Consider the following 1,556-nt stretch of genomic DNA (forward strand, 5'->3'; position numbering starts at 1 on the left):
CACGCTCATCACCAGCAGCGGCACGATGGCGATGGCGGTCAATTACGCGTACCGGCGCGACCGCGACAAGACGGCCGCCTGCATGCTGGCCACGGCGTACATGGGCGTCGCGTTCGTCGGCATGCAGGCCTTCGAGTGGACGAACCTGATCGTGCATGAAGGCGTCCGCCCTTGGGGCAACGAGATGGGCGCGGCGCAGTTCGGCGCATGTTTCTTCATGATCACGGGCTTTCACGGGCTGCACGTGAGCGCCGGCGTCGTCTACCTGCTCACCGTGATGCGCAAGGTGCTCAACGGCACGCTGGAGCGCCGCGGCAATTACCAACTCGTCGAGATCGCCGGCCTCTACTGGCACTTCGTGGATCTGGTCTGGGTGTTCATCTTCGCGTTGTTCTATCTCTGGTAGGAGGAGCGATGCAAACCTCTGCGACATCGACTTCCGCCGCGCCTCACGCGGCGACGTCCTCCGACGATCACGGCGCGCAGCAACACCCGGTCGGCATCTATCTCAAGGTGTGGGGGCTGCTGTTCGTGCTCTCCACGTTTTCGTATCTGGTGGACTACGCCAATCTGCAAGGCTATCTGCGCTGGGGACTGATTCTCGCGCTCATGGTCGCGAAGGCCGGACTGATCGTAGCGGTGTTCATGCACATGCGCTGGGAGCGCCTCGCGCTCATCTACGCGATCCTGATTCCGCCGCTGGCGCTGCTGGTGTTGATGAGTCTGATGGCGGCGGAGGCGGACTACACGTTCCTCACGCGGCTCGCCCACTTCCGCTAGGCATCACAGCAATTCCACAAGGCGGCGGTCGCTGCGGGCACAGTATTCCGAGCAGGCCGTGCGCGCGGCCGTCGCCGCGCCGTGCACGAACAGCGGCGCGTCGGCGCGACGCGACATCGACACCACGATGGAGGGCGGCGCCGGCTGCAAGGGCAGCTCCACGACCTCGCCCCGCTTGATCAGGTCGTCGACGAATAGCCGCGGGATCGCCGCCACGCCAAATCCGTCCTTCACCAATTGCACGATCACGGCGATCGACGGCGAGCCGGTGATGCGCGTCTCGGAGAGCGCGACGCCGTGCACGCCCGCCAGTTTCGCCACGATGTCCTCCAGCGCCCGGTGCGGCGCGGTGCCGCGTCCGTAGGTCAGGATCGGGTGCTGCAGCACCTGCTTGGCCAGACCGCTGCGTACATTCGGGAACATGCCCGTGCGTGCGATCCAGTGCACCGGATAGTTGGCCAGCGCATCGCACACCACGCTGCTGTCGTCACTGCCTTCCACCCGAATGATGAGATCGAGTTCGTCGGCGATCAGTCGGCGCTGCAATTGCACCGAGACGTCGACGGTCAGCTCGACTTCCAGCGCGGGATAGTCGGCCGCGAGACGTCGCATGTAGTTCGGCAGCCAGCTATGGACGACCGTCTCGATCACGCCCAGCCTCAGGCGGCCGCGCAACGTGCTCTCGCCGGACGCCGCCGTTTGCAGGCGCCGCGCCGCTTCGACCACGGCCCGGGCATAGCCGAGCAGGTACTCCCCGTTCGGCGTGAGGCGGAACT

Annotated in this window: 3 protein-coding genes; 2 read left to right on the forward strand and 1 reads right to left on the reverse strand. The window is 65.7% G+C overall.

Annotated features, from left to right (window positions below; all coding sequences use genetic code 11):
• Together W930_RS0125005 and W930_RS0125010 are read left to right on the forward strand one after the other, a co-directional pair.
• Window positions 1–406 (forward strand): cytochrome c oxidase subunit 3 (locus tag W930_RS0125005; protein WP_028731408.1); only part of this gene is annotated, 406 nt, incomplete at its 5' end.
• Between the two features lie 8 nt (window positions 407–414).
• Window positions 415–780 (forward strand): cytochrome C oxidase subunit IV family protein, encoded by a 366-nt coding sequence (locus tag W930_RS0125010; protein WP_023598471.1) that lies wholly within the window; start codon window positions 415–417, stop codon window positions 778–780.
• A gap of 3 nt (window positions 781–783) precedes the next feature.
• Here the strand turns inward: W930_RS0125010 and W930_RS0125015 are convergent.
• On the reverse strand, window positions 784–1,556 hold a 773-nt coding region (locus tag W930_RS0125015; RefSeq protein ID WP_028731409.1), incomplete at its 5' end, for a LysR family transcriptional regulator.

Origin of the sequence: Pandoraea sp. E26 (assembly GCF_000681415.1) — a bacterium.
Taxonomy (GTDB): domain Bacteria; phylum Pseudomonadota; class Gammaproteobacteria; order Burkholderiales; family Burkholderiaceae; genus Pandoraea; species Pandoraea pnomenusa.